This is a genomic window from Flagellimonas sp. L-11 (assembly GCF_056857735.1).
In genome coordinates, this window is record NZ_JBSXNR010000036.1 from 1 (window position 1) to 24,785 (window position 24,785).

The window sequence follows — 24,785 nt, forward strand, 5'->3', positions numbered from 1 at the left end:
CCCGGGCAACGAGCGCCCCTTCGAGGTGAACTTCTTCTCTTTGATAAGGAACCTGACCATGACGGGCTTTTATACGAGCAAGATCGGGATCGAGGAGATCGGTTACAAGGGGAACCAGCCCAATGTATGGGACGGTGTCCCTGAGGATGTGCTGGAACAGCACGGGGTATCGTACGACGAGGAATGGCTCGCCAAATGTGTGGACCAGAGCAAGCGGGGCATCATCGCCGAATGGGACGAGGATGGAAATTTGTTGACATAAGAAAAGCTATTAGTTAAACATTAAAGCCCCGATCTTGAGGTCGGGGCTTTTTCAATGTAGTTTATGGTATTGTTATATAGCTTTCAAAGCTGTGATGTCCACTTCCCCTGATATATGTAGGTCGTTGCCTGTAACATTGTCCGCTCCGGGAATGGTGAACGCGAATGAAAAGGTCAGGTGTTTGGCGGTGGTGTCGTAGGTAATATCCTTAATTATGTCATCATCTTCAGGGGGTGAGAAAAGGCCAAGCATCGTCCACAACAAAATATTTGTTGTCGTTCCCCCACGACTGCATATTCGTTGATTTGAATATTGAAAAGGTCAATGCTTTGGGAATCCTCCCCTGGATTGGTAACCTCTAATGTGATCTTTACAAAAGAATTTGTGTCATCTTGGTTTTTATCCGGGACACTAAGGAAACGCCTTATATCGAAAAAATAAGTGTTGCCACCAAAGTCAGCATTATTGTTGATTGGTAATTCAGCAGGGTCAATAGGTATAAATTTAAAAGCTGTGGAGTCTTGGAAAAGTACATCATCCACTCTTATTCCCTCCATTTCAAGAGTAATGTATCCATATCTGGTTAATTCATCAAAGCCTACTCCATTTTCTCCATCTAGTCCATCTTTGCCATCCGTACCATCTTCACTAGAACAAGAGACCATGCTTATGCCAAGTGCAAGAATGGAAATGCTAAAAAGCTTGATTGGTTTCATAGAATATAAATTGTTTAAGACAAAGGTAGTTTTGCTATTTGCTTAAAAGAGAGGTAATCGATGTATGTCTTGTTTGAATTGACGGATGTGGGGTTTGGATGGATATAGGAAAATTGAAAAAGTTCATATATTGGAATATAAAGACTTTGTACATAGTTTAATTGACAATGACGATAACTGCCCATCACCCCAAAGGATCCCGCTATCAAATTTTTAGGGAATGTTACTATATCCATCTTGCGGGTGATCATGGCACGGGGCAGATTCCCGTAATCGATGATTGCTGTTATGACTTTGTATTTTTCAAGGAGGCTTCGGGTGCTTTTTATTATGGTGAGGACCCACAAAAAGTTGTAATTCGCAGCAAGGTCTTTACCATTCACGATGTAACGCCACCGTATCGAATTGAAGCAGCGGGTTCACTTACTTTTTTTACGATAAAGTTGCAACCTTGGGTAAACGCTCATTTTTTTGCATCGTTACAAGAATCGGGTGTTGTTGATATTGCAGATGTGCAGTTGCTGTCTCTTCATCAAACCGTTTTTGAAACCGAAGGGGTATCGGATAAGTTTTCGTTGGCAGAGCAATTCATGTGCGATAATGTATTTGAATTTACATCCTCGATTGAACTAGTGCGCGAACTCTGCAATTATATTTATGAAAAACGGGGAAAAGTAACGGTGAACCAACTGAGTGAACATTTTGACAAATCGAGGCAATATTTGGGCAAGGTTTTTAAAAAGGAAGTGATGTATACCTTAAAAAAATTCATCATCACCGTTCGCATATTGGATTTGGTCAAGTTTAAGGCCAAAAACCCTGATATATCACTTACGCAGCTCAGCTACGATTACGGGTATTTTGATCAAGCCCATTTTATCAACGACTTTAAAAAAGTTTGTGGGGTTGCACCCTTACAGTTCTTTAAAAATTTACCTGAGTTTTTGTTGCGGCACCCGTAGGTTTCCATTTTTACAATTATTTTCACGAGGGTTGAGCCTTCTTTGCACAAACCAATTGATTATGAGGAATTATTTGATCGTTTTGATGGTGCTTCTATGCATAAGTTGCCTTGAGGACAGGAAAAGGGATGTACAGCTTTCATCAAAAATGGAAGCAGTAAAGGAAGCTGTGGATACCTATTTTACCAAACTTACGGAGTTGCAAAAATTTAATGGCGTGGTATTGGTCTATCAAAAGGATACCTTGCTCCTAAAAAAAGCCTATAATTTGAATGATGACCCCCAAAGTTCAACTTACATTACCGATAGCACACAGTTTGATATCCATTCCGTTTCCAAATTGATGACCTATTATTTGTTGGCTAAATTGGAAGAGGAAAGGAAGCTTTCCATAGACCAGACCTTGGACATTTTTTTTAAAGACTTTCCCAAAGGGAAAGAGATTACACTGCAAATGTTGCTGGAACATCGTTCCGGACTGCCCAGGGAATTGTCGGGTTTAGAGGGGCAGGAATACCAATTAACTTCAGATGAAATTGTTGAACTGGCCAAAAAGGAGAATCTTTTGTTTGCACCAGGTACAGATGCCCAGTATTCCAACGTAGGCTATGAGATTTTGTACAACATTGTTTCCAAAGCCTATGATAAACCCTTTGCGCAATGTATAATGGACGAAATTTTCATACCGCTAGGGATGGATGCAAGCGGTGCTCATTTTTTTACCCAAGAAAATAGGATTAAAAATATGGCCCAAAACCATACACTCAAAGATAGTGCGCTGGTGAATGTGGACAATATTCAGCAAGATGAGTTTCGGACGGCGCGGCTGTTTTCAACCGTTGATGATTTAAAAAAGTTTCTCGACGGTATAAAACAGGAACCCTATGCTTCGTTTTTGAAAAACGAGAATGGAATTATAGCCAAAGACGGAGGGTCTAAAGGCATACGCGCCCAAGTTTACAGTGATTTGGGGAGTGACTTTGATTTTGTGCTCTTAGCCAATTATGATGAGATGCCCTTTTTTGATACGATTGATGATATGGTACGGCTTTTAAAGGCCAAACCTGTGGAATATCCGAAGGAAATTAACAGAAAAGCTATAGCCTTGGATGCAGAAGTGCTTCAACAGTATGAGGGTTACTATACTTTTGCCGATTTTGATGGATTGGTGTTGGAGGTGAAGGCCAAAGACAATCATCTTGTCATATTTCAAGAAGGAGAAGAAATAGGGGAGCTACAAGCAGAAACCCCGACCGTGTTTTTTGAGGATCCAAAAGCTGCCGAATCTTTTGAGTTCATTAAAAATGAATCAGGCACTTACGATGCATTGATGGGTTGGAAAGGCATTGTTGTGGAAGGAAAACGGAATTAAATTGGTGGATAGAAAGAAAAAAGCCCGTAAAAAAAGGGCTTTTTGTTGTACAAGGAAACCGACAAATATCGGCTACCTCCCTTTGTTCATCGGTAAGCTTAGGATTGCCCTTCCCGGGAAAACCATTATTCCAGTACTTGTGAATGCTACCACTAACTTTAGGCTTGATCAATTCACCTTCAGAGTTTCGCACAAACTGAAATATTAAACTCTTATGTCTAAATTTTTCGATGATGTACGCTTTGCCTATGGAATTTACTCGTGCAAACTGTTCCAAAAACAGTAATGATGGACTTTTATATATGCGTTTTAAGTTTTGCTGATCTCTGGTCTCAAAAGGCATATTGTCAAACATGATTATATACTTTTGACTTAGCCGTCCTATCCAATATCCTAAGTTCCAAAGACCCGCCATTGTCATCCATTCTAATTGCTATAGGGATGCTCTACTTTTTAAATTCACGTTTGCCTGAGTAAGAGTTAGTAAAGGGCTTTTTGGATAGTTTATGCCTACTGCAATTTCTCCAATTTGGACTATCAAAAAATTGAACCGTAATTTCCTTTGAATTTTTATGGGGTTTTTTTATCCTAAGCTTTAAGGGAACCAGAAGTTTACCATGTTCGATTTGCTCAAAATGATATTCCTTGATGGTTTTATTTGATTTGGCCAATATAAATCTATAAGTGGACGGAATGTTGGCCTTGTTCATAACTATTATTGTTTTGCTTGAACAAGGCTGGCCTCAACTTCAGCACGCTTAAAGTAAACCCTTCGGCCTTTATAATAGGCTTGTATTTTACCTTGCTTGCGCCATTCGTGTAACGTTGACAGTGAGATGTTGAAAAAGGCGCAGACTTCCTTTGGTGTCATTACGGAGGTGCTGGACTTTTCAGTTTGTTGTTTGGAAAGAGCATTTCGGACGGCTTCCGTTATGCTTTCATTGATGAACTATTTTAGCTCACTTTTTGGGAACTCAAATCTAACTTCCATTTTAATAAGATTAAGGTTAATTGGCTCCCGCAGTCTATCTGCGGAGCAATAACCTCTTGCTTACCTTAAAGTTTATTTGATTTTCCCGTTCAAATAATAGGATGTAGAAAGCCTAAGAATTATTATCAGCTGTACATAACATCACAACGAATATATGTCTATTTTTGAATATGACCATTTATGGCTGGATTCAGTTGTTGACATAAGATGCTGTTTGGCAACTAGTTGTGTCTAATTTAAAATCGGGAAAGGTCTTATGTGGACAGGTGTTTGAGTTTTGATAGTTTTCGTATTTATTGTTAATAAGTAATAATTTGAGTATGCCAACGCAGCAGGATATAGCATTGATTTTGATTAAGGGTTTTCGACCTTACGTTAAAGATGCTAATTTAAAAAAGTATGATGATGAGTTTGCAAAACGGAAGCGGTACTCGTCGAAGTTCATTCTCGAGGTCTTCCCAAAGTACATTGATTATGATTATTGGATAAGTCGCCCAAAGGAAAAGCGTGACACCTATCTTTTCAATTATTATTTTGTAGAGGTCCCAACTACAGGTCTTATATATACACCACTATTGAAAAGATATGTGAATAACACCCACCCTAGATTACCCAAGGTCAAAGCTTAGAAGGCCATTTTTATTTTCATAAAGTGTTCTCTAGGCAAAAAGCAGTAAAATTTATTTTGGGGACTTTCCAGCTTTCTACTTGTTCTTTGAATTTTAATATATTTGAAAACGATGGTGTTCTTTTCGGCATCTGGTCGCTCTGTTAACCACCGAGAACGTTTTTAGGCGTGAGGTCAGGGGAGGAAAGTTCACCATTTTTCTTTTTTATATGGTATTCAATACAAGTGATCTCCTGTCTAATCTTCTAAAAGGCGGGCTTATTATCTATGAGTTTTGGTGCATATTTTGATTTCAAGCCCCCTATCTTATTTTCATCCTATTTTAAAGGTGTAGTAATTATCAAGGATTTCTGGAATCCGTGTTAAATTTAGAATTGTTGGCAAATGGTCGGCAAGAATACATTAAAAAACCCTGAAAATCAATTGATTAACAGGGTTAAAAGTACTCGAGGCGGGACTTGAACCCGCACGGGCAATAATGCCCACAGGATTTTAAGTCCGGCGTGTCTACCAATTCCACCACTCGAGCAGGACTTTTATGTAAAAAAAAAACTCCACCCGTGGTGACTGAGCGGAGTCGAAGTCGAGCGAAAAACGGGATTCGAACCCGCGACCTCCACCTTGGCAAGGTGATGCTCTACCAGCTGAGCTATTTTCGCATTTTAATGAACGATGCACTTTTCCCAAGCGCGGATGCAAATTTATAATATTTCTTTTAAAATGAAAGAATTTTTTCAGGAAGAAGCCTTTTTATTTTTGCCCAAGAGTCGTTTGATCTCGTTTAATTTCATCAAAGCCTCCACAGGTGTCAGTGTATCAATGTCCAAGTGCAATATTTCTTCTTTAATCTCTTCCAACAGTGGGTCGTCCAAATTGAAAAAGCTGAGCTGCATCTCGCTCTGGGATGCTTGCAGTTTATCCGTCATCTCTTCGCTGGAGTGCGATTTTTCCAGTTTTTTAAGGATTTTGTTCGCTTTTTGGATTACTTGCTGGGGCATTCCCGCCATTTTTGCCACATGGATTCCAAAGCTGTGCTCGCTTCCGCCCGGTACCAATTTTCGAAGGAAAAGTACATTGTTCTCTAATTCCTTTACCGATACATTGTAGTTTTTGATCCGGGAAAACGTAGTGGTCATCTCGTTAAGTTCGTGATAATGCGTGGCGAACAGGGTCTTTGCCTTGGCAGGGTGCTCGTGCAAGTATTCGGAAATGGCCCAAGCAATCGAAATACCATCATAAGTGCTCGTTCCCCGACCTATCTCGTCCAAAAGCACCAAACTACGCTCCGAAAGGTTGTTCAAAATCGAAGCTGTCTCGTTCATTTCCACCATAAAGGTCGATTCACCCATCGAAATGTTGTCGCTAGCTCCCACACGCGTAAATATTTTGTCCACCACCCCCAAATTGGCCTCGGTGGCAGGGACAAAACTTCCCATTTGTGCCAAAAGGACAATAAGTGCGGTTTGTCGAAGCAGAGCCGATTTACCACTCATGTTCGGCCCCGTGATCATAATAATCTGTTGCTCTTCACGGTTCAGGAGTACATCATTGGTCACGTAGGCATCGCCTATCGGTAGTTGCTTTTCGATAACAGGATGCCTTCCTTCTTTGATATCGATGTCGGTGGAGTCGTTGACGACCGGTGCCACATAGTTGTTTTCCTTGGCCAATTGGGCAAATCCGCAAAGGCAATCCAGTTGGGCGATAAGTTGAGCGTTCAGCTGCACAGGAGCAATATATTCCTGCATCCAGACGAGCAATTGCTCAAAAAGTTGTTGCTCCAGTTGGTAGATGCGTTCCTCGGCACCCAAAATCTTGGATTCGTACTCCTTTAGCTCTTCGGTAATGTAGCGTTCCGCGTTTACCAAGGTTTGTTTGCGTATCCAACTTTCAGGTACTTTGTCCTTATGGGTGTTTCTAACCTCGATGTAGTAACCAAATACGTTGTTGGAAGCAATTTTTAAGGACGTAATGCCTGTTTCCTTGGTTTCGCGCTCCAGCATTTTGTCCAAGTAATCTTTGCTGGAGAAAGCCAGTCCACGTAATTCGTCCAACTCTTCGGAATAGCCTTGGGCAATGGTGTTGCCCTTGACAATGTTTACAGGAGCCTCTTCGTTGAGCACTTCTTTGATTTTGGAGCGGAGGACATCACAGTCGTTCAGACGCCCACCGATATTTTTGAGGGAATCGTTGGTGCTGTTTTGGGCCAATTGCTTGATGGGAACGACTGCTTCCAGTGAGTTTTTAAGCTGAACCACCTCTTTTGGGTTGATTTTCCCTGTGGCCAATTTGGAGATCAATCGCTCCAAATCCCCCATTTGTTTAATGTAGCCTTGAATTTTGTTCAGTTGTTCATCTTCATTCTTCAAATAAGAGACAACCTGATGCCGCTGCTGGATTTTTTCAACATTCTTTAAGGGGAGAGCCAACCATCTTTTCAGCAGTCGCCCGCCCATTGGGGAAATGGTCCTATCGATAATGTCCAACAAGGTCACTGCATTTTGATGCGAGGAATGGTAGAGTTCCAGGTTTCTGATGGTAAACCGGTCCATCCAAACATATTCCTCCTCGGCAATACGCTGTATTTTATTGATGTGCTGTAATCGGCTATGCTGGGTTTCGGAGAGATAGTGCAGTACCGCTCCTGATGCAACAATGCCATGGTTAAGGTGGTCAATACCGAAACCCTTTAGGGTTTTTGTACCAAAATGATGGTTTAGGCTCTCCTTGGCGTAATCTTCCTGAAAAATCCAATCTTCCAAAAAGAAGCTGTGGAATTGGTTGCCAAAGCATTCCACAAAATCCTTTCTATGGTTTTTGGAGACCAATACTTCGTTCGGCGAAAAATTCTGAAGCAGTTTGTCCACCTGTTCCACCGACCCTTCGGACGTTAGATATTCCCCTGTGGAAATATCCAAAAAGGAGACCCCCAATTTGTTTCTTCCAAAGTGAACGGCGCTCAAAAAGTTGTTGCTCTTCGCGGTCAAAATATCGTCATTTAACGCAACCCCGGGCGTAACCAGCTCGGTAACCCCTCGTTTTACAATGCTTTTGGTCTGTTTTGGGTCTTCCAATTGGTCGCAAATGGCAACGCGCTGTCCAGCCTTCACCAATTTTGGTAAATAGGTGTTCAGTGAATGGTGCGGAAAGCCTGCCAATTCTGTCTTGTCGCCGCCATTGTTCCTGTGTGTAAGTATAATGCCCAGTATTTTGGCGGCCTTTACCGCATCTTCTCCAAAGGTTTCGTAAAAATCCCCAACACGGAACAGTAGCAGGGCATCAGGGTGTTTTACCTTAATGGCGTTGTACTGTTGCATCAACGGGGTTACTTTCTTTATTTTTTTCTTGGGTGCCAAAGCGATCAGTTATCTATTGATAAAACATTTTAAATCCATTTTAGGACTGTACAAACTCTTAATTGACATTTTGTTATTCCGCACGGTTGCTGAGCGCCCGCCTGTCGGGCGCGCAGGTAGTCAAAGCACGATGTGGAATCTATAGAATCTTAGTTTGATGGATTCCTGTTTTCACAGGAAAGACAAGCCTTAGGCGAATTATTCTCTTATTTTTGCCCTGTACGGGCAGTCGCGATGTTTTTTGTGAATCTTTCGACTGCGCTCAAGGTGACAAAAACTATTGCCAAGTGTTTTGTCAAACACCTTAACTCTATATGTTGTTGAAACGAATATATTGTTTTCATAACCCATCAAAAATTTTTGTTGATATTTTTGCCCCAATGTTTAAAAAATGAGTCGAAAACTGGAAAATAGCGAGCTGGACCGATTGGATGTGGCCAGTTTCAAGGAAGCGAAAAAATCGCATATCATCATCATTTTGGACAATGTCCGTAGCTTGAACAATATCGGTTCCGTCTTCCGTACTGCAGATGCTTTTTTGGTACAGAAAATCTATCTCTGTGGCATTACGGCCACACCACCCCATAAAGATATTCGTAAAACAGCTTTGGGCGCTACCGAAAGTGTGGAATGGGAATATAAAGAAGATACATTGGAGCTTGTTGGGGCCTTGAGGCAGAGGGGTGTAAAGATAGTTTCGGTGGAACAGGCCCAAAATGCCGTGATGCTCAACGATTACCAAGTTAAACCAGATGAAACAATAGCTTTGATTTTTGGAAATGAAGTGAAAGGGGTGTCACAGGAAGTAGTGAATGCCAGTGATACAGTTTTGGAAATCCCCCAGTTCGGCACTAAACATTCTTTGAACATCTCGGTAAGCACGGGGGTAGTGGTATGGGACATTTGGTCCAAACTAAATGCCCAAAAATAAAGAGGCCCTGAAAAAACAGGGCCATATATAAAGTCTGAGTTAGTTAGTTTCCCGAATTGAGGGTGCTAATAAAATAAAACCATTCGTTATATCCAAACATTTTCCAAAAATTCTCTTAAATGTTTAACGAAAGTATATTGTCCTCCAGCTTTTTTAAAATGAATTCGTAATCGACTGGGTTATGCACAAAATCCAACTCGCCCATGTCCACAATCACACTGTTTTGATTGGGGTTTCCCTTAATGAAATCAAGGTACCCTCGGTTGATTTTTTCTAGGTAAACAGGGTCTATGTTCTGTTCATAATCACGCCCCCTTTTTTTTATGTTGGCCAACAACCGTTCGGTATTTTGGTAGAGGTAGAGATATATTTCTGGCTTTCTTACTTCTTTGTACATAAAGCTAAAGACCTTTCGGTATAGATTGTACTCCTCTTTTTGCAAGGTAATCTTGGCAAAGATCAACGATTTAAAAATGTCATAATCGCTCACCATAAAATTTTTGAAGAGGTCAAACTGTGAGGTATCATCCATAAATTGCTGGTACCTGTCTGCCAAAAAGGACATTTCCAAAGGAAATGCATAGCGTGCTTGGTCTTCATAAAACTTGGGGAGAAATGGGTTGTCCGCAAAACGTTCCAATACCAATTTGGCATTAAAATCATTGGCGATCATTTTGGACAAGGTGGTTTTTCCTGCGCCAATGTTTCCTTCAATGGCAATAAGCTGCAATTGGGAAAAAAGTCCTGACCGATCTTTAAAAAGCTTGTGCTTGGTTTTGGCGAGCCTGCTTTTGTCCTTACATTCCTGTAAAAGATTTCGGGTGTCCTTGTACAGCACAGGATGGTAAAATTGTGGTGCTATATCTCCCAAAGGCTTCAAAACAAAGTTTCTGTGCTGCATTTGCGGATGTGGAACCACCAAATCATCATTATTTATGACCTCTGATCCAAAATAAATAATATCGATATCCAAAGTTCGCGAACTATATCCTCCTTCTGCGGAACGGATTCTGCCGAACTCTTTTTCAATCTGCAACAAAACATTTAACAACTCCTTGGGGTTGAACGGTGTTAATAGCGATATTACAATGTTTAGGAATTGATCGCCCTCGAAGCCCATTGCAGGATTTTCATAAACCGAGGATATATCCAAGATTTTTCCCACTCCCTTTTCAATGCGAAAAATGGCTTTTTGGAGGTTCGCAAGGCGATTTCCCAAATTACTGCCCAATGAAAGATATACCTTTTGCTTTCTGCCCATAATCGAATAAACAAAGTAAACAAAACAATACTACATTGGTTATATTTGAGGCGTATTAAATTTTATCGAATGAAGTTTTTAAGAAACCTACTGGCCTCAATTTTGGGGAGCTTGGTGGCATTTGGAATATTGACGGGGATGTTCTTCATCTTTTTGGCCCTAATGGGAAGTGTGGACGATGGTGTTGTGGTAAAGGAGAACTCTGTTCTGGAACTCAGTTTTGTGGGGCCTATTTTGGATTACACAGGAAAAGATGAGACCGACCCCTTTGCAGCCTTTAGTGGTGAAGAACTCGGTTTGGATGAAATTTTGCACGCCATCAAAGTCGCCAAAAACGATGATAACATAGAGGGTATTAGCATCACCACAGGTTATTTGATGGCAGGGGTCGCCCAAACCCAAGAAATTAGGAAAGCGCTGTTGGATTTTAAATCGAGCGGAAAATTTGTAATGGCACATTCCGATGTGTATGCGCAGCGGGATTATTATCTGGCAAGTGCAGCCGATGAGGTGTACATTAACCCTGTTGGTGTTTTGGACTTTAAGGGACTGGCCACCGAAGTGCTTTTTTATAAAGAGCTCCAGGAAAAATCCGGGATTAAAATGGAGGTCATCCGCCACGGAAAGTACAAAAGTGCCGTGGAGCCCTTTCTTTCCGATACCATGAGCGAAGAAAACCGTACCCAGATCAAGGAACTGATCACTTCTATTTGGAACGTTATCGTGGACGATATTTCAGCATCAAGGAACATTACCCACCAAAACTTGAACATCATCGCCGATACCCTTGGAGGAAGAACACCGGAGTATGCGGTAGCTTCGGGACTTTTGGACGGAGCCTTGCATTACGATGAGTACGAGGAGCTGCTCAAGGAAAAAATGGAGGTGTCGGAAGATGACGAACTAAACTACGTGGGGCTTAGGGATTATGTGCAGAAAGCCAACAAAAAGAGCATCAGAACAGGGGCGGACAAGATAGCCGTTATCTATGCCCAAGGAGAGATTCTGGGTGGCGAAGGTGGAAAAGATTACATAGGGCAAGACCTTATTGTGGATGCTTTGCATAAAGCAGTGGACAATGAGCGTGTTAAGGCCATTGTACTGCGTGTAAATTCGCCGGGAGGCAGTGCCTTGGTCTCCGATATTATTTGGAGGGAAATACAGTTGGCCAAAAAAGAAAAGCCTTTGGTGGTTTCCTTTGGAAATGTAGCGGCTTCCGGTGGGTATTATATCGGCGTGGGGGGCGATAAGATTTTTGCCGAACCTACTACGATTACAGGATCTATAGGTGTTTTTGGTACCATTCCCAACGTTCACGGGCTAGCAAAAAATATGGGGATAAATGCGGAGCAAGTGGGCACCAATAAAAACTCTGTGGATTATTCCTTTTTTGAACCCATGACCGATTCCTTTCGCAATGTTATGCAAGAAAGTATTGAGGAAACCTACGATACCTTTTTGGACCGCGTATCCAAAGGCCGAAATATGCCTGTGGAACGCGTAAACGAAATCGCCCAAGGCAGGATTTGGAGCGGGGTAGATGCCCAAGCACTGGGCTTGGTGGACGAACTCGGTAGTTTGGACGATGCTATTGCCGCCGCTGCCGATATGGTCGGCTTAAAAGATTATGGCGTCCGTAAATACCCCAAGTACAAATCGGATTTTGAGCGGTTTATGGAAGATTTTGGGTCGGTTAAGGCCAAATTGGGAGAGTCCATCATACAAGAGGAAATAGGTACGGAAGCCTACGAAGTTTTGAAGGAGTTCAAGCAATTTACCAAACAAGAAGGTGTCCAGGCCAAGATGCCGTTCAGTCTAAAAATTAAATAAGTCGATTACAATAGTTCTTTATTGAACTTTTAAACTATTTATGACGCAAAAGGACAAGAAGTTAGCATTTTCCATATATCTGTACCTAGGAGCATTGTTCATCACCTCTTTGGTGGTGTCCAACCTTATCTTCCAAAAGTTTTTCTCTTGGAACCCCTTTGGGGATGTTACCGTTTTCGGGGCACCGCTTTTTGAACTTTCGGTGGGAATTTTACCCTATCCAATCACTTTTTTGATCACCGATTTGGTCTCCGAGATTTACGGGCAAAAAAAAGCCAATCAGGTGGTAACGGCAGGTATTTTTGCCTCGATTTTCTCCATGGGCATCATTTTGTTGGCCAATTATTCCAGCGCTATACCAACATCACCTGTGGATGATGCGACTTTTACTGCTGTATTTGGTTTGTCGCCCCTTGGTGTATTGGCTTCGATGTTGGCTTATTTAGGGGCTCAATACATCGATATTACCATTTATCACTTTTGGAAACGGATCACAAATGGTAGGATGTTATGGCTCAGGAACAATTTTTCAACCTTTTCATCCCAGTTTATAGATACTTTTACGGTTGTAGGGCTATTGTGCATTTTTGGTGTGCTTCCTTGGGATAAATTCTACGGATTGTTGATCAGCGGTGTTATTTTTAAGATGATGATTGCCCTGCTCGACACCCCTTTGCTCTATTTTTTCGTATATCTTATGCGAAAAAGATTTAACTTAAAAATAGGGGAAGAAATTTCTTTGGATTGACAACTTCTCCTTTAATTTGTTGTAAAACATACAAGTATGAAGAAAAAAGTCCTAAAAATTACCGCAATAACCCTACTTGTCCTACTAGCAATAATCATTGCCGTCCCGTTATTTCTTCAAGGTAAAATTGAAGAAATCATCAAAACAAAAGTAAACAACAGCATAAACGCGACCTTGGATTTCGAAAAGGCAGACCTTAGTCTTCTCAGAAGTTTTCCAAATGCGAATGTTGAACTGACCAAGCTCTCTTTGGTCAACAAGGCTCCTTTTGAGGGCGATACCTTGTTCTCCTCTTCGGAGATTGCGCTGGCCATGTCCATCAAAGAACTGTTCAAATCTGCCGATGAACCTATTGTGATTAAAACGCTGAATATTGATGGCGCCAAGCTGCACATCAAAGCGGATGCCGAAGGCAACGCAAACTACGATATTGCCAAAGAAAGTGAAGAAACAGCCTCAACAACTTCCGAGGCATCCAGCAATAACTTTACGCTGAACATGGATTCCTACGCCATAACCAATTCCGAAATTATTTATGAGGATTTGGCCAGCGGAATGATCTTGGACATTTCCGAGATGAACCATTCGGGAACGGGCGATCTTTCCTTGCGAAAATCGGAACTGAAGACCCTTACCGATGCTTTGGTGTCCTTTGAAATGGACAGTACCCGTTACCTGAACAAGAACAAAATCAATTTGGATGCACTGATCGGGATCGATTTGAGCGAGAACAAATACACTTTTTTGGAAAACAAGGCCATGATCAACCAATTGCCCTTGGTGTTTGATGGTTTTGTGAAGGTCAACGAAGACAATCAAGAAGTGGATATAACTTTTGAGACACCATCATCGGACTTCAAAAACTTTTTGGCCGTAATTCCTGAAGCCTATGCTTCAAATATTGAAAACGTACAGACCACTGGAAATTTTGAGGTGAGGGGTGAATTTAAGGGTGTGGTGGATGATAAGCATATTCCAACCTTCAAAATTGCGATCAACTCGGACAATGCATCGTTCAAATATCCAGATTTGCCCAAATCAGTGCGCAATGTGTATATCGATACCGAAATCAACAACGAAACGGGAATCACCGAAGACACTTATGTGAACATTAACAGGTTGTCCTTTCTTATTGATGAGGATAAATTCAACTTGAACGCAAAAATCCGCGAATTAATGGGCAATACCAAGGTAAATGCCCACATGGATGGTAAAATCAACTTGGCGAATATTTCCAAAGCCTATCCCGTGCCGGATGATTATAATCTTAAAGGAATATTGAGTGCCGACGTCACCACGGCCTTTGACATGGCTTCTTTGGAAAAAAAGCAGTACCAGAATACCAAGACCAGCGGAAAAGCATCGGTATCTGGTTTTGAATATGCTTCGGAAGAACTTAAAAATCCGGTGACTATCAACACTGCCGCGGTCACCTTCAACCCGAATACGGTAACCCTTAATTCTTTTAAAGGAAAAACAGGAAGTACGGATTTTGATGCCAAAGGAACATTGACCAATCTGTTGGGCTTTATGTTCAACAATGAAAATATTGAAGGAAACTTTACATTGGCTTCCAATCAGTTTGCCCTGAACGATTTTATGGTAGAGGAAACCGAAGCGGTGGAAACGGAAGGTTCAGAAGAAGAAAAATCGGCCCCAACGGGGGAGGAACGCATCAAAATACCCTCGTTTTTGGATTGTACCATCGAGGCTGTTGCCAATACGGTGGTGTACGATAACCTTAACCTGAAAAACGTTAAAGGTACCTTGGTCATCAAAGATGAAACGGCCACGGTAAAAAACCTTACTTCGGACTTATTCGGGGGCACATTGGGCTTATCGGGGTCTGTATCAACCAAGCAAGAGGCCTCAACATTTGATATGAGTCTTGGAATGAACAATTTCAATATTGGAGAATCTTTTGCAGGATTGGAACTTTTTAAAGTATTGACGCCTTTGGCCAGTGCATTGAACGGGAAGCTCAATTCGGACATAAAAATATCGGGTAACTTACAAGATGATTTTACGCCGAACTTGGCCACCATCTCCGGTAACCTTTTGGCAGAGCTCCTAAATCCAACGGTAGACACCCAAAAAGCACCCTTGGTATCGGCTTTGGACAGTAAGCTTAGTTTTTTAAATACCAAGGAAATTAATTTGGACGGGCTTAAAACTGCGTTGACTTTTGACAATGGTTCGGTTAAAGTGAAACCCTTTACCTTAAATTACAAGGATATTGCCATTGATGTAAATGGAAGCCACTCGTTCGACAAGCAAATGAATTACTCGGCCACTTTGAATGTACCTGCCAAATACTTGGGATCCGAAGTGAACAAGCTCATCGCCCAATTTAACGATGACAGTGTGGGAGAGGTAACGGTCCCCGTAACCGCAAATATTGGAGGTAATTTCACCAATCCATCTGTAAGTACCGATTTAACGTCGAGCGTAAAAACATTGACTGCCAAGTTGGTGGAAATGCAAAAACAAAAATTGATCAACAAAGGCAAGGACAAGGCAAAAGACCTTTTATCCGATGCCTTTAAAAAAGATGAAACCGATACGACTTCGACCAAGTCCGGTGGGGTTAAGGAAGCCATTGGGAATATATTGGGAGGCAAAAAGGACACATCTGCAACGGATAGCACAAAGGCCAAAAAGGAGGACGAAGTAAAAGATGCCGCGAAATCCATTTTGGGCGGACTGCTCGGCAAAAAGAAAAAGGATACGGTAAACCAATAAGACAGTTATTTGTCAGTTTAAGTGCAGTCGGAAATTTAAAATGTATTGATAATCATTGGGTTTCGACTTTAATTTATCCTGAGCGTAGTCGAAGGGGTCAACCTGACAAAGCCAAGAACGGCCTCTTTTTTATTCCTTTATTTTGGTATCTATGGTTTTCAGAATCCCATCTATACTTTGCATTAAAGGATTGTAATGGGTTGTCTCCGTTTTTATACCTGTTAGGATGAACATGAGCATATTGTTCTCTGATGGCAGTTGAGTAGGATGTTCAGCTTCGGTGTAAATTTAATGGGGCTAATTATAGCCTGTGGCTACAGCAAATATTATGGTCAATACCCCAATCAAAAGCATGAGCAAAGTGGGTTTAAGTGCAAATTTCAACCATTTGTCGTATGGGATTTTGGCAATCGCGATTATGGCCATTAATGCGCCATTGGTGGGTACGATCATATCGGACATAATGGCCCCATATTGAAAGGCCAACACGCAAACTTGTCTAGATAACCCTATTAAATCCGAAAGCGGTACCAATATGGGCATGGTTAAAACCGCTTGCCCGGAATAGCTGGGAACGGGAAAATGTAAAAGGGAGTGTGAAACCATCATAAGAACTCCAGAAGCCGCTGGAGGAAGGTATTGTAAAGGTCCAAATAAACCATAAACAATGGTATCCATGATCATTCCATCTTTCAACAGGATAGAAATGCTGTTGGCCAATCCTATAATGATACATGCAAAAACCATTTCTTTCATCCCTGCGACATAGGTTTCGCCAGTTTTGTTCCACCCCATTTTCGCAATAAGCCCAGAGAGTATACCTAGTGCAAAAAAGCAGCCCGACATTTCGCTAAAGCCCCAATCAAATCGGATTATCCCAAAAACAACAAGGGTAAACGTAAGGGTCAACAACGATAGAATTATTTTGTTGCGAAGATTCATCGAGGTGTTTTCCGTGGCCATTTTTACTTTTTCAACCCTATTTCTTTTGGCGTAATAGAGAAGGTAAGCCGACCATACGGCAAAGGCGATAAAGAGTGCTACGAGCCGTAAAGAACTCCCCGACAAAAGAGGTAAGGCAGCTTCTTTTTGTGCAATGATAATCCCAAAGGGGTTAGAGGGACCAAAGGAACTACCAACTACAGTGGAACCATAGCTGACAAAAATCATGGTAAAAGCGTTGTGGCCCAAACTTTTACCGAACAAAAGCAAAATTGGGACTAGGGCCACTACTTCTTCTTGTAAACCAATGGTTGCTCCGCCTGCTGTAAATAGCCCGGCAAGCATTACAAGGGCCAAATTTTCTTTTCCCTTTAGGGATGAAACCAGTTTTGCCAATCCTTGATTAAAGGTTTCTGTTTTTTCAATAATATAAAAACAGCCTCCGATCAAGAGAATGAGAACAATTAGTTCGGCACGGTCCGCTATTCCCTTAGGTATGGAAACTATAAGGTCAAAAAAGGATGGGCTATCTGTGTCTATTTGTTGGTACGAGTCATTGACCACACGAGTAATACCGGTTTCCGAATCAACTATTCTTTCGTAAGTCCCTTGCGGTATGGTGTAAGTGAGTATCCAAACCAGGAGAATTACACCTAGGAGGATAACAAAGGCGTTGGGAAAGTTTTTCATGTTGGTGGTGTTGGTTAGAATGGTAAAGGCATATTGTTGACGCCCTAAAAACCTAACCATGATCAACAACGTGGGAGCGAAATATTTCTTTAAAATAGGTGTTTTTATCGTAAAACACCCATAATCAGGGATTTATTTTTAATGGGAAAGTATATCCCCCGAACATTAAGGATTCAAATTGGAAAGTCTGGGATTATTTGAAGGCGATCCCTACATAATAACCCTCGCTACCCCTAACATTGAATACTGTATTGTCCTCAAAAATGAGGTATTGCCCCTTAATGCCCTTAAGCACGCCTTTATAGCTTGGGGTTTTGTCCAAATTAAGGCTTTTTACCTTTTCAGGATATTGCAGCACGGGAAACTCCAAATGGGTCTCTTCTTTATCATCCAAAAAATAAGCAATGGCCTCATCTGGGATGCTTGCCTTTAACTTGTTGCGCCACGCTACCAAATCCACATCCTCAATATCATTTTTGAGCATTTTTTGCCAGCTGGTCTTGTCGCTCACATGGTCTTTGAGGGCAACCTCGGTAATCCCTGCCAAATAACGGTTGGGAACCTCTACAATTTCGATGGCCTCGTGAGCCCCTTGGTCTATCCATCGGGTTGGCACCTGCGATTTACGGGTAACCCCAACCTTAATGTTACTGGAATTGGCCAAATACACAATGTGTGGCTGTAGCTGCATCTTTTTTTCAAACTCAAGGTCTCGGTCCTCTTTGTCCAAATGGGCCGTACTCAGTTCAGGTTTCATGATCCAATCGCCGGCACGGGGCGTTTCAAAAAAACAGGACTTACAAAACCCCTGTCGATAAATAGGTTTGTCCTCACCACAGTTTAAACATTGAAATTTGATAAAATCTATCTGAAGTTCCTTGTTCAAACCTTGATTCATATTGATAAAGTCGTTCTCAAAAACCAAAAAATATTGAATGGGATTTCCAATTTCCGTTCGCATCTTTCTCAGTACTCCTTCGTATACCATATTAAAATGAATGTATTTATCTTATTTGAAAATGAGTGTTAGAAAAGCTATTTTAGCGGTTGGACCAACCTTAGTTTCTTTGGTTAAAGATACCTAAAATGCCAATACCATTATTCAATTCCATTGCTTCTTGGTTATTGAGAAAGCGCTACCATCAAATAGAGCTTTTTTTAAAGTACCCTTTGGATGTTCAGAATGAGGTGCTGCACCAGCTTTTGGACTTTTCCAAAGATACGGTGATCGGCAAACAATATGGGTTTCAAGACCTTCCCAAGTATGATGAATTCCGGAATAGGGTACCTATTGTAACCTACGAAGATGTTGCCCCGCTTATTGAGCGTACACGTAGGGGCGAGCAGAACCTGTTTTGGCCCACTTCCATTAAATGGTTTGCCAAAAGCAGCGGGACCACCAATGCAAAGAGCAAGTTTATTCCCGTAAGTACCGAGGCCTTGGAGGATTGCCATTACAAATCGAGCAAGGACTTGTTGTGCCTGTACCTCAACAACAATGAAAACTCTCAATTATTTACAGGGAAAAGTTTAAGATTGGGCGGCAGCAAGGAACTTTACGAGGATAACGGGACTTTTTTTGGCGATCTCTCTGCCATATTGATCGATAATATGCCCCTTTGGGCGGAATACAGTAGTACGCCGAGCAACAAGGTTTCCCTTATGACCGAATGGGAATCCAAACTGGAGGCCATTATCGAGGAAAGCATCCGTGAGAATGTGACCAGTTTGGTCGGCGTGCCGTCTTGGATGTTGGTATTGCTCAATCAGGTTTTGGAGAAAACAGGAAAAAACCACTTGTTCGAGATTTGGGAAAATTTGGAGGTGTATTTTCACGGAGGGGTAAGTTTTACGCCCTATAAGAACCAGTATAAAAAACTCTTGCCCAGAAAAAGGTTCAATTATTACGAAACCTATAATGCATCCGAAGGGTTCTTCGGTATCCAAGATCAAAACAACTCCGATGAGCTTTTGCTGATGTTGGATTATGGGATTTTCTATGAGTTTATACCGATGGATTCCAATGGGGAAGGAGAAGAGGCCATTCCGCTTTGGGACGTTCAACAGGGGGTTAATTATGCCATGGTCATCACCACCAATGCAGGCTTATGGCGCTATAAAATCGGCGACACCATACGATTTACTTCCAAAAACCCGTACCGCATCAAGATCACAGGCCGTACCAAACACCATATCAATGTATTTGGCGAAGAGTTGATCATAGAAAATGCAGAGGAAGCCTTAAAGCAGGTTTGTTTAAAGACAGCGGCAGAGATAGTGGATTATACCGCCGCCCCCATTTTTATGACGGGCAAGGAAAAAGGCGCACATGAGTGGATGATAGAGTTTAGAAAACCACCGAAGAGTATTGCCTATTTTACCGAAATGCTGGACAATGCCCTTAAATCCCTGAACTCGGACTATGAGGCCAAGCGCTATAACAACATCACCTTAAAGATGCCGAAAGTACATGTAGCGCGTAAGAATTTGTTCCATCAGTGGCTCAAGTCCCAGAACAAGCTGGGTGGCCAACACAAAATTCCAAGATTGTCCAATGAGAGGAACTGTATCGAGGAGCTTCTCCAAATGAATGTGCAATAAGAGCAGTTTACCGTAAAAAAATGACGTTCATCCAAGGCTTACGAAAACGTTTTCGTAAATTTGGACCGTTCACCGTGGAATTTTTTCTTTTGAACAAATAAAAGAGGATTTGCAACGTTTATTGATGAAATTCCCCCTATCAAATCATTTTGTAAACACAAAACCATTAAAAATCATGGCAGAAGAAAAGCTTGTTATAATTTCAGACAAATGGGGATCCAAAAAGGGACTTTGGATAGCCTCTTATTTTGGTTATCTTCAACAGTACTACGATATTGTCTTTTACGATTGTCAACAATTGGGCAATATTGATGTTTCTATTTCCTCAGAGGAAAATATAGACAGGGCCTTCAAGGAAAATGGAATTCAAAGGGCGGTATACAACCTGATCAAAAAGGAAACCCAACCAGCGCATTATTTAGCTTTTGGTATGGGAGCAACGGTTATTTACAAAGCTTCGTTAATGGGCTTGCCAACAAAAACGATTACCGCTATTTCCGCTGTTGGCATTGAAGCAGAAGAACAAACAGCATCCACCGATGTACAATTGATTTACGGAGAGTGCGATAAATCCAAGCCCGGGTTAAAGTGGGCCAAAAGTGTTGGTGCCAATCTAAGGATTGTTCCCAATTTTGGGCACACCCTTTATTCCGATGAGAAAATTATCTCGGAAATTAGTTTGGAACTATTGGAGAATGTTACTAAAAAAGCAGTCTAAATTAAGAGACTGCTTTTAATTTTTTCACTGTTTCGTAAGAGAGCTTTTTCTCGGCATACCCTTTTGTTACCTTAAACTCCGTTTCCTCACTACTGGGTAGGGAGAACATGGCATCGGTGAACACGGCTTCGCAAAGAGAGCGCAAGCCCCGGGCACCAAGCTTGTACTCCACGGCTTTTTCAACAATATAGTCCAAGGCGTGATCGGTAATGGTAAACTTGATGTCATCCATGGCAAACAGTTTTTCGTACTGCTTTATGATGGCATTTTTCGGCTCTGTTAAAATGGCACGAAGCGTTTTGGAGTCCAATGGGTTCATGTGGGTGAGCACAGGGAGCCTTCCGATAATTTCAGGAATAAGACCAAACTCCTTCAAGTCTTTAGGTATTATATACTGAAGGATATTTTCTTGGTCCAAGTTTTCATCTGCTTTGGAAGCACTATACCCAACAGCTTGCATGTTCAAACGTTTGGTAATGATACGCTCTATACCATCAAAGGCGCCACCTGCAACAAAAAGGATGTTTTCGGTGTTTACCTCTATGAATTTTTGGTCGGGGTGTTTACGGCCACCTTTAGGTGGAACGTTGACAGTGGTGCCTTCCAAAAGTTTTAAAAGCCCTTGTTGAACCCCTTCCCCGGACACATCGCGGGTAATGGACGGGTTATCGCTTTTCCTGGCAATCTTGTCTATTTCATCAATAAAAACAATACCGCGTTCCGCTTTTTCCAAATTGTAGTCTGCAGCTTGTAGCAAGCGGGTCAAAATACTTTCCACATCTTCACCAACGTAACCGGCCTCCGTTAAAACTGTAGCATCTACAATGGCAAGGGGTACATTGAGCATTTTGGCAATGGTCTTGGCTATAAGGGTTTTACCGGTTCCGGTTTGCCCCACCATAATAATATTGCTTTTTTGGATTTCGATATCATCATCCTTGCCCTTGGGCTGCAACAATCTTTTGTAGTGGTTATAAACTGCTACGGACATTACCTTCTTGGTTCTTTCTTGTCCTATTACGAATGTATCCAAGAAATCATGGATCTCCATAGGTTTTTTTAAGACCAGTTCGGAGGATAGATCTTGGTTTTTTGATTGCTTGGATTCTTCGGCTACAATACTATGGGCTTGCTCAATACATCTATCGCAAATATGCGCATCGAGTCCGGCGATCAATAAATTGGTCTCCGGCTTTTTTCTACCACAGAAAGAACATTCCAAATTTTCCTTTGCCATATAATTTTAATCTTCAACCAACAATAACGAAAAAAAAATGGATTTGTTCTACGTTAAGTGGCTGTTTTTATTGAACATCCATAATCAATCATGTTGCCCTGTCACTTCGAACGCAGTCGAGAAGTTATTTGACTCAACGCACTGAAAATGAGTTCTCTACTGCGATTGACCTGACAACTTTTGTTTAAATGATTGATTGCGGACAATCAGTTTGTTTTTTAATCAATTGTAGGGATTCCTACTTTTCTCTCACTAATATTTCGTCGATCATTCCATAGGCTTTGGCCTCTGGAGCCTTCATCCAGAAATCGCGGTCGCTGTCTTCATATACCTTATCGAAGGATTGGCCCGAATGCTTGGAAATGATCTCGTAAAGCTCATTTTTGATCTTAAGCACTTCTTGGGCTGCAATTTCGATATCACTGGCCTGACCCTGCGCTCCGGAAAGCGGTTGGTGGATCATTACCCTGGAATGGGGCAATCCACTGCGTTTGCCTTCGTGTCCCGCACAAAGCAGCACGGCTGCCATGGATGCCGCAATACCGGTACAAATGGTGGCTACATCCGGCTTTATAAACTGCATGGTGTCATAAATGCCCAAACCTGCATACACACTTCCGCCCGGGGAGTTGATATAGATTTGAATATCCTTAGAGGCGTCAGCGCTTTCCAAGAAAAGCAACTGTGCCTGTACAATATTGGCCACCTGATCGTTGATGCCCGTGCCCATAAAAATGATCCTGTCCATCATCAATCTGGAGAAAACATCCATGGCAACTGCGTTCATTTGCCTTTCTTCGATGATGTTTGGCGTCATGTTCATGGGGTACATGGTACTCATGAGCTTGTCATAGTACATGCTGTTTATGCCATGATGCTGGGTGGCGTATTTTTTAAATTCTTTTCCGTAATCCATAGGATTTGACTCGATTTATCTTAAAAAAAAGGTGCCGAAAAATTAGCTTTCCGGCACCGTAAAGATACTTAATTTTCTTTTAGCGAAGCCTTAGCTGTATGCTTCCTTGATGAAGTCGTCATAAGATACTTCCTTCACCTTAAGGTTGGCCTTTTCCTTATAAAGGTCCAAAAGTTTTTGGCTCATCAATTGTTCGGATAGTCTTTTCACCTCGTCTTGATTGCTCATCACTCTGGCTGCCACACTCTCCAATTCCTCTTCTTTGGGATCCATGTGGCCGTATTGGGCCATTTGCGATTTAATGAATCCTTTGGCGAATTCCTTCAATTCATCAAACTGGACCTGAAGTTCGTTTTCTTGTATGATCTTACCCTCGATCAATTGGTAGCGAAGTCCTTTTTCCGATTTTTCGAACTCCTCTTTGGCCTCATCTTCGGTCAATGGATTTTCCCCACTGATCTGGATCCATTTTTTCAAGAACTCGGAAGGAAGTTCAAATTTGGTTTCGTCGATCAATTTTTCGGTAATGTCGTTCAACAATTTTTGGTCGGATTGTTGTTCGAATTGTTTTTCTGAATCTTCTTTGATTTTATCCTTCAACTCTTTTTCGGAGGTTACTTTTCCTTCTCCGAACAATTTATCAAAAAGCTCTTGGTCCAAAGCAGCTGGTTCTCTCTCGTTTATTTCTTCAATGGTGAAGGTAACGTCGACTTTTAGGCCGTCCGCCTTGTCACGGGCAATGCCCAAGGCGCCGGATAGGAGGTAGTCTTCCTTGAAAAGCCCTTTTGTGGAAAGGGTAACGGTGTCACCAACTTTTTTTCCAACGAGTGCATCAACAGCTTTTTTGCTCTTGATCTTATCCATTTCGATGGTGGCCTTGTGATCGATTTCCTCTTCTTCGTTGGCAAAGAAACCGGTTACTTCATCGGTTTTGCCCACTTCGGTCTTGGAAATCAATTTTCCGTATTGCTTTTGAATACGTTCCACTTGCTCCTCGATCATTTTTTTGTCGGCCACGATTTTATATTGGGTCACCGCTTTTTTTGTCTTTAAATTGACATCAAAGCTCGGTGCCAATCCCAATTCAAATTCAAAATCGAGATTGTCCCTGTCCCAATCAAAATTGTCCTGTTGTTTTGGAAGAGGATTGCCCAAAACATCCAACTTTTCTTCGGTAAGGTATTTGTTCAGATTGTCTTGAAGCAGTTTGTTCACTTCATCCACCAAAACAGCCTTGCCGTACTGCTTTTTGATAAGCCCCATCGGAACCTGGCCTTTTCTAAAGCCTGGGATATTGGCTTGTTTTCTATAATCCTTTAGGATTTTTTCTACTTTGTCTTGATAGTCTTCTTTGCTTATGGCAACCTTTACAACTGCATTAAGATCGTCAATCTGCTCTTTGGTTATATTCATTTCCTACCTAATTTGCTTTCTAAAAATGGGATGCAAAACTAATGCTTTTTTGTGATGCTGACAACTTTTTAAACCGTTGACTTTCAAACAAAATGATTTCTATTGGTCTTCCTTTAAAATGGATTGCAAAATGGCTTGTAAAAATGCGAGCAGCAGACTAAATAGAATGGCCCACCAAAAACTGGCCACATGGAAGCCGTCAATTAAATTGGCTGCCAAGAGTATGATTATGGCATTGATCACCAAGAGGAAGAGCCCTAAAGTGAGTATGGTGATGGGCAGGGTAAGAATAATCAATATGGGTTTCACCAAAAAATTGAGCAGACTGAGCACAACGGCTACGATAATTGCGGTCACCATGGAATCTACGCCCACTCCGGGCAATACGTAGCTTAGTATTACAACTGCTAGGGCATTCAGTAAAAGTCTTAGGATTAGTTTCATGGGTTCAATTGATTTTGTAAATAAA

Annotated in this window: 21 protein-coding genes and 2 tRNA genes; 9 read left to right on the top strand and 14 right to left on the bottom strand. The window is 41.6% G+C overall.

Going from position 1 to position 24,785, the window contains the following annotated elements; translation table 11 throughout:
• A partial coding sequence (locus AC13CC_RS04820; protein WP_482876567.1) for a gluconate 2-dehydrogenase subunit 3 family protein occupies positions 1–262 on the top strand: 262 nt, incomplete at its 5' end.
• A 72-nt stretch (positions 263–334) separates the two neighbouring features.
• Here AC13CC_RS04820 and AC13CC_RS04825 read toward each other — a convergent pair.
• Both AC13CC_RS04825 and AC13CC_RS04830 read right to left on the bottom strand, forming a co-directional pair.
• On the bottom strand, positions 335–514 hold the full coding sequence (locus tag AC13CC_RS04825) for a hypothetical protein (protein ID WP_326279790.1): 180 nt from the start codon (positions 512–514) through the stop codon (positions 335–337).
• A complete protein-coding gene (locus AC13CC_RS04830) occupies positions 475–978 on the bottom strand; it encodes a hypothetical protein (protein WP_326279792.1) in 504 nt (167 codons plus the stop codon). Before AC13CC_RS04830 ends, AC13CC_RS04825 begins: the two co-directional genes overlap by 40 nt.
• Before the next feature lie 167 nt (positions 979–1,145).
• On the opposite strand from AC13CC_RS04830, the gene AC13CC_RS04835 reads away from it, so the two are divergent.
• Together AC13CC_RS04835 and AC13CC_RS04840 are read left to right on the top strand one after the other, a co-directional pair.
• On the top strand, positions 1,146–1,940 hold the full coding sequence (locus AC13CC_RS04835) for a helix-turn-helix transcriptional regulator (RefSeq protein ID WP_482876569.1): 795 nt from the start codon (positions 1,146–1,148) through the stop codon (positions 1,938–1,940).
• A 61-nt stretch (positions 1,941–2,001) separates the two neighbouring features.
• On the top strand, positions 2,002–3,312 hold the full coding sequence (locus AC13CC_RS04840) for a serine hydrolase domain-containing protein (protein ID WP_482876571.1): 1,311 nt from the start codon (positions 2,002–2,004) through the stop codon (positions 3,310–3,312).
• A gap of 446 nt (positions 3,313–3,758) precedes the next feature.
• Here AC13CC_RS04840 and AC13CC_RS04845 read toward each other — a convergent pair whose 3' ends face one another.
• From AC13CC_RS04845 to mutS, 5 genes are all read right to left on the bottom strand, one after another.
• The gene (locus tag AC13CC_RS04845) at positions 3,759–4,022 is read right to left on the bottom strand and encodes a hypothetical protein (protein ID WP_482876572.1); all 264 of its coding nucleotides are present in this window, start codon (positions 4,020–4,022) and stop codon (positions 3,759–3,761) included.
• A 5-nt stretch (positions 4,023–4,027) separates the two neighbouring features.
• Entirely contained in the window at positions 4,028–4,183 is a 156-nt protein-coding gene (locus tag AC13CC_RS04850) for a helix-turn-helix domain-containing protein (protein ID WP_428979752.1), read from the bottom strand.
• A 1,191-nt stretch (positions 4,184–5,374) separates the two neighbouring features.
• Positions 5,375–5,460, bottom strand: a tRNA-Leu gene (locus tag AC13CC_RS04855).
• Positions 5,461–5,517: 57 nt separating this feature from the next.
• Positions 5,518–5,590: transfer RNA gene (locus AC13CC_RS04860), tRNA-Gly, on the bottom strand.
• Positions 5,591–5,665: 75 nt separating this feature from the next.
• On the bottom strand, positions 5,666–8,248 hold the full coding sequence (gene mutS / locus AC13CC_RS04865; RefSeq protein WP_482876629.1) for a DNA mismatch repair protein MutS: 2,583 nt from the start codon (positions 8,246–8,248) through the stop codon (positions 5,666–5,668).
• A 430-nt stretch (positions 8,249–8,678) separates the two neighbouring features.
• Here mutS and AC13CC_RS04870 point away from each other — a divergent pair, with 430 nt between their 5' ends.
• Entirely contained in the window at positions 8,679–9,218 is a 540-nt protein-coding gene (locus AC13CC_RS04870; RefSeq protein WP_326279819.1) for an RNA methyltransferase, read from the top strand.
• 115 nt (positions 9,219–9,333) lie between these two features.
• Here AC13CC_RS04870 and folK read toward each other — a convergent pair whose 3' ends face one another.
• On the bottom strand, positions 9,334–10,479 hold the full coding sequence (gene folK / locus AC13CC_RS04875; RefSeq protein ID WP_482876574.1) for a 2-amino-4-hydroxy-6-hydroxymethyldihydropteridine diphosphokinase: 1,146 nt from the start codon (positions 10,477–10,479) through the stop codon (positions 9,334–9,336).
• A 69-nt stretch (positions 10,480–10,548) separates the two neighbouring features.
• On the opposite strand from folK, the gene sppA reads away from it, so the two are divergent.
• The 3 genes from sppA to AC13CC_RS04890 are packed head-to-tail and all read left to right on the top strand — an operon-like array spanning position 10,549 to position 15,799.
• Positions 10,549–12,309: a signal peptide peptidase SppA gene (gene sppA, locus AC13CC_RS04880; protein WP_482876575.1), complete on the top strand. Its 1,761-nt coding sequence runs from the start codon at positions 10,549–10,551 to the stop codon at positions 12,307–12,309.
• Positions 12,310–12,349: 40 nt separating this feature from the next.
• Positions 12,350–13,057: a queuosine precursor transporter gene (locus AC13CC_RS04885; protein WP_326279826.1), complete on the top strand. Its 708-nt coding sequence runs from the start codon at positions 12,350–12,352 to the stop codon at positions 13,055–13,057.
• A gap of 36 nt (positions 13,058–13,093) precedes the next feature.
• Positions 13,094–15,799, top strand: coding sequence for an AsmA family protein (locus AC13CC_RS04890; RefSeq protein ID WP_482876576.1), 2,706 nt, complete (start codon positions 13,094–13,096; stop codon positions 15,797–15,799).
• Positions 15,800–16,096: 297 nt separating this feature from the next.
• Here AC13CC_RS04890 and AC13CC_RS04895 read toward each other — a convergent pair whose 3' ends face one another.
• Both AC13CC_RS04895 and AC13CC_RS04900 read right to left on the bottom strand, forming a co-directional pair.
• Positions 16,097–17,431: a YfcC family protein gene (locus AC13CC_RS04895; RefSeq protein ID WP_482876577.1), complete on the bottom strand. Its 1,335-nt coding sequence runs from the start codon at positions 17,429–17,431 to the stop codon at positions 16,097–16,099.
• A gap of 193 nt (positions 17,432–17,624) precedes the next feature.
• A complete protein-coding gene (locus tag AC13CC_RS04900; RefSeq protein WP_326279832.1) occupies positions 17,625–18,419 on the bottom strand; it encodes a DUF2797 domain-containing protein in 795 nt (264 codons plus the stop codon).
• A gap of 98 nt (positions 18,420–18,517) precedes the next feature.
• Between AC13CC_RS04900 and AC13CC_RS04905 the strand changes: the two genes are divergently transcribed.
• Together AC13CC_RS04905 and AC13CC_RS04910 are read left to right on the top strand one after the other, a co-directional pair.
• On the top strand, positions 18,518–20,032 hold the full coding sequence (locus tag AC13CC_RS04905) for a GH3 auxin-responsive promoter family protein (protein ID WP_326279833.1): 1,515 nt from the start codon (positions 18,518–18,520) through the stop codon (positions 20,030–20,032).
• Positions 20,033–20,207: 175 nt separating this feature from the next.
• The gene (locus tag AC13CC_RS04910; RefSeq protein ID WP_482876578.1) at positions 20,208–20,750 is read left to right on the top strand and encodes a hypothetical protein; all 543 of its coding nucleotides are present in this window, start codon (positions 20,208–20,210) and stop codon (positions 20,748–20,750) included.
• A gap of 1 nt (position 20,751) precedes the next feature.
• On the opposite strand, the gene clpX is transcribed toward AC13CC_RS04910, so the two are convergent.
• The 4 genes from clpX to AC13CC_RS04930 all read right to left on the bottom strand — a co-directional run bounded on the left by clpX (position 20,752) and on the right by AC13CC_RS04930 (position 24,760).
• Complete coding sequence (gene clpX, locus AC13CC_RS04915) at positions 20,752–21,987, bottom strand: ATP-dependent Clp protease ATP-binding subunit ClpX (protein WP_326279837.1); 1,236 nt, start codon at positions 21,985–21,987, stop codon at positions 20,752–20,754.
• A 238-nt stretch (positions 21,988–22,225) separates the two neighbouring features.
• A complete protein-coding gene (gene clpP / locus AC13CC_RS04920) occupies positions 22,226–22,903 on the bottom strand; it encodes an ATP-dependent Clp endopeptidase proteolytic subunit ClpP (protein WP_014033236.1) in 678 nt (225 codons plus the stop codon).
• A gap of 90 nt (positions 22,904–22,993) precedes the next feature.
• Positions 22,994–24,316 (bottom strand): trigger factor, encoded by a 1,323-nt coding sequence (gene tig / locus AC13CC_RS04925; RefSeq protein ID WP_326279839.1) that lies wholly within the window; start codon positions 24,314–24,316, stop codon positions 22,994–22,996.
• Positions 24,317–24,415: 99 nt separating this feature from the next.
• On the bottom strand, positions 24,416–24,760 hold the full coding sequence (locus AC13CC_RS04930; RefSeq protein WP_326279841.1) for a phage holin family protein: 345 nt from the start codon (positions 24,758–24,760) through the stop codon (positions 24,416–24,418).
• Between the last annotated feature and the right edge of the window lie 25 nt (positions 24,761–24,785).

What these genes read in the sequence shown, in the direction of transcription:
- AC13CC_RS04825 (WP_326279790.1), bottom strand. Translation starts at nt 514, where the DNA reads ATGCTTGGCCTTTTCTCACCCCCTGAAGATGATGACATAATTAAGGAT.
- AC13CC_RS04830 (WP_326279792.1), bottom strand. Translation starts at nt 978, where the DNA reads ATGAAACCAATCAAGCTTTTTAGCATTTCCATTCTTGCACTTGGCATA.
- AC13CC_RS04835 (WP_482876569.1), top strand. Translation starts at nt 1,146, where the DNA reads ATGACGATAACTGCCCATCACCCCAAAGGATCCCGCTATCAAATTTTT.
- AC13CC_RS04840 (WP_482876571.1), top strand. Translation starts at nt 2,002, where the DNA reads ATGAGGAATTATTTGATCGTTTTGATGGTGCTTCTATGCATAAGTTGC.
- AC13CC_RS04845 (WP_482876572.1), bottom strand. Translation starts at nt 4,022, where the DNA reads ATGAACAAGGCCAACATTCCGTCCACTTATAGATTTATATTGGCCAAA.
- AC13CC_RS04850 (WP_428979752.1), bottom strand. Translation starts at nt 4,183, where the DNA reads ATGACACCAAAGGAAGTCTGCGCCTTTTTCAACATCTCACTGTCAACG.
- mutS (WP_482876629.1), bottom strand. Translation starts at nt 8,248, where the DNA reads ATGCAACAGTACAACGCCATTAAGGTAAAACACCCTGATGCCCTGCTA.
- AC13CC_RS04870 (WP_326279819.1), top strand. Translation starts at nt 8,679, where the DNA reads ATGAGTCGAAAACTGGAAAATAGCGAGCTGGACCGATTGGATGTGGCC.
- folK (WP_482876574.1), bottom strand. Translation starts at nt 10,479, where the DNA reads ATGGGCAGAAAGCAAAAGGTATATCTTTCATTGGGCAGTAATTTGGGA.
- sppA (WP_482876575.1), top strand. Translation starts at nt 10,549, where the DNA reads ATGAAGTTTTTAAGAAACCTACTGGCCTCAATTTTGGGGAGCTTGGTG.
- AC13CC_RS04885 (WP_326279826.1), top strand. Translation starts at nt 12,350, where the DNA reads ATGACGCAAAAGGACAAGAAGTTAGCATTTTCCATATATCTGTACCTA.
- AC13CC_RS04890 (WP_482876576.1), top strand. Translation starts at nt 13,094, where the DNA reads ATGAAGAAAAAAGTCCTAAAAATTACCGCAATAACCCTACTTGTCCTA.
- AC13CC_RS04895 (WP_482876577.1), bottom strand. Translation starts at nt 17,431, where the DNA reads ATGAAAAACTTTCCCAACGCCTTTGTTATCCTCCTAGGTGTAATTCTC.
- AC13CC_RS04900 (WP_326279832.1), bottom strand. Translation starts at nt 18,419, where the DNA reads ATGGTATACGAAGGAGTACTGAGAAAGATGCGAACGGAAATTGGAAAT.
- AC13CC_RS04905 (WP_326279833.1), top strand. Translation starts at nt 18,518, where the DNA reads ATGCCAATACCATTATTCAATTCCATTGCTTCTTGGTTATTGAGAAAG.
- AC13CC_RS04910 (WP_482876578.1), top strand. Translation starts at nt 20,208, where the DNA reads ATGGCAGAAGAAAAGCTTGTTATAATTTCAGACAAATGGGGATCCAAA.
- clpX (WP_326279837.1), bottom strand. Translation starts at nt 21,987, where the DNA reads ATGGCAAAGGAAAATTTGGAATGTTCTTTCTGTGGTAGAAAAAAGCCG.
- clpP (WP_014033236.1), bottom strand. Translation starts at nt 22,903, where the DNA reads ATGGATTACGGAAAAGAATTTAAAAAATACGCCACCCAGCATCATGGC.
- tig (WP_326279839.1), bottom strand. Translation starts at nt 24,316, where the DNA reads ATGAATATAACCAAAGAGCAGATTGACGATCTTAATGCAGTTGTAAAG.
- AC13CC_RS04930 (WP_326279841.1), bottom strand. Translation starts at nt 24,760, where the DNA reads ATGAAACTAATCCTAAGACTTTTACTGAATGCCCTAGCAGTTGTAATA.